The sequence below is a fragment of the Paenarthrobacter sp. 10L412 genome, from assembly GCF_056395565.1.
This window is the reverse complement of the sequence record NZ_JBFTJT010000035.1, coordinates 1-1382: the sequence shown is the minus strand read 5'-3', so window position 1 is coordinate 1382 and position 1382 is coordinate 1. Positions and strand designations below refer to the sequence as shown.

The 1382-nt window shown below is 63.2% G+C and carries 1 protein-coding gene; it reads left to right on the top strand.

Translation table 11 applies throughout. The features are described from left to right. The first annotated feature begins 123 nt into the window (after positions 1-123). Positions 124-1368, top strand: a complete 1245-nt coding sequence (locus tag AC1DD7_RS24360; RefSeq protein WP_477516914.1) for a DDE-type integrase/transposase/recombinase — start codon at positions 124-126, stop codon at positions 1366-1368. The last annotated feature ends 14 nt before the right edge of the window (positions 1369-1382 follow it).

Here is a 1382-nt window from a genome sequence, read left to right as displayed (position 1 = left end):
TCGCGTTGACTCGTAATTAACCTCCGCGAGGGGGGATACGTTGCCTCATTAATAATCCTCCGGCTGGGTGGGCGGTTGCCTCGGTCAGTGGACGGGGGTTACGCCGGGTGAATGGGATTGACGATGGCTGAGCGGAAGGCCGTGACGAAGCAGCTGGCCCGGTCCTATCGGGCGGGCGACAGGGTCCGGAAGGGAAGGATCCTGGACGAGGTCGTGGAACTGACCGGCTGGCACAGGGATTATGCGCGGGCGGTGTTGCGGCATGCTTTGGATCCTCCCCGGGCGAGACCGGCCAGGCCCGGCCGGTCGCCGGTGTACGGGGCGGATCTTCAGCCGGCTCTGGTGTTCTGCTGGGCGGTGCTGCGGGCTCCTGCCGGTAAGCTGCTGGCAGCGGTGATGCCCGAACTCGTCCCGATGCTGCGCAACGAAAGAGCCCTGGACATCACGGACGCCCAGGCGCGGCTGCTCGGGCGGATGAGCGCGGCAACGATCGACAGGCGCCTGGCCGGGGAACGGGCAAAGCTGCTGCCGCGGGGGCGTTCCCATACCAAACCGGGATCGCTGCTGAAGTCCCAGATTCCCATCCGTACCTGGGCGCAGTGGGATGACGCGGTGCCAGGGTTTGTCGAGATCGACCTGGTCGCTCACGAGGGGTCCAACAACTCCGGACAGTTCTGCTTCACGCTCACGGTCACGGACATCGCCACCGGGTGGACAGTGAACAGGTCCGTGCCCAACAAGGCCCAGAAGCATGTTTTCGCCGCCCTCCAGCACGCCATCTCGGCCTTCCCGTTCCCGGTAATTGGCATCGATTCGGACAATGGAAGCGAATTCATCAATAACGACCTCTTCGATTTCTGTCAGGAGCAACGGATCACTTTCACCCGCTCACGGCCCTACAACAAGAACGACGGCGCCCACGTTGAACAGAAGAACTGGTCCAGGGTCCGCGAACTGGTCGGCTACCTGCGCTACGACACCGCCGCGGAGCTGGAGCTGCTGAACCAGATCTGGGAGCTGGACCGTATCTTCACCAACTACCTGCTTCCCCAGCAAAAACTCGTCTCCAAAACCCGTCACGGGGCCAAGGTGACCAAGATCCATGACGCACCGGCCACCCCGCATCAGCGCACCACCGCCGATCCCCACAGCGACAGGAAAGCGGTGCTGCGGATGAACGCCGAGTACCGGAAAGTTCTGCCAGCGGCGCTGTCCCGGCAGATCCTGGCCCTCACCGCTCAGCTAGGAACGCTGGCCACCGCCAAACAACCAGCCCCCGTAAAGCCACGCGTCAACGAAGACTGGAACCGCCGACCCAACCGGAGGTTTTCCAATGACGCAACGTATTCCCCGTCGCGGAGGTATTGACATGAGGCAACAGG

Bases quoted from the DNA above. Each gene is read 5' to 3' on its own strand.
- AC1DD7_RS24360 (WP_477516914.1), top strand. From the start codon at position 124: ATGGCTGAGCGGAAGGCCGTGACGAAGCAGCTGGCCCGGTCCTATCGG.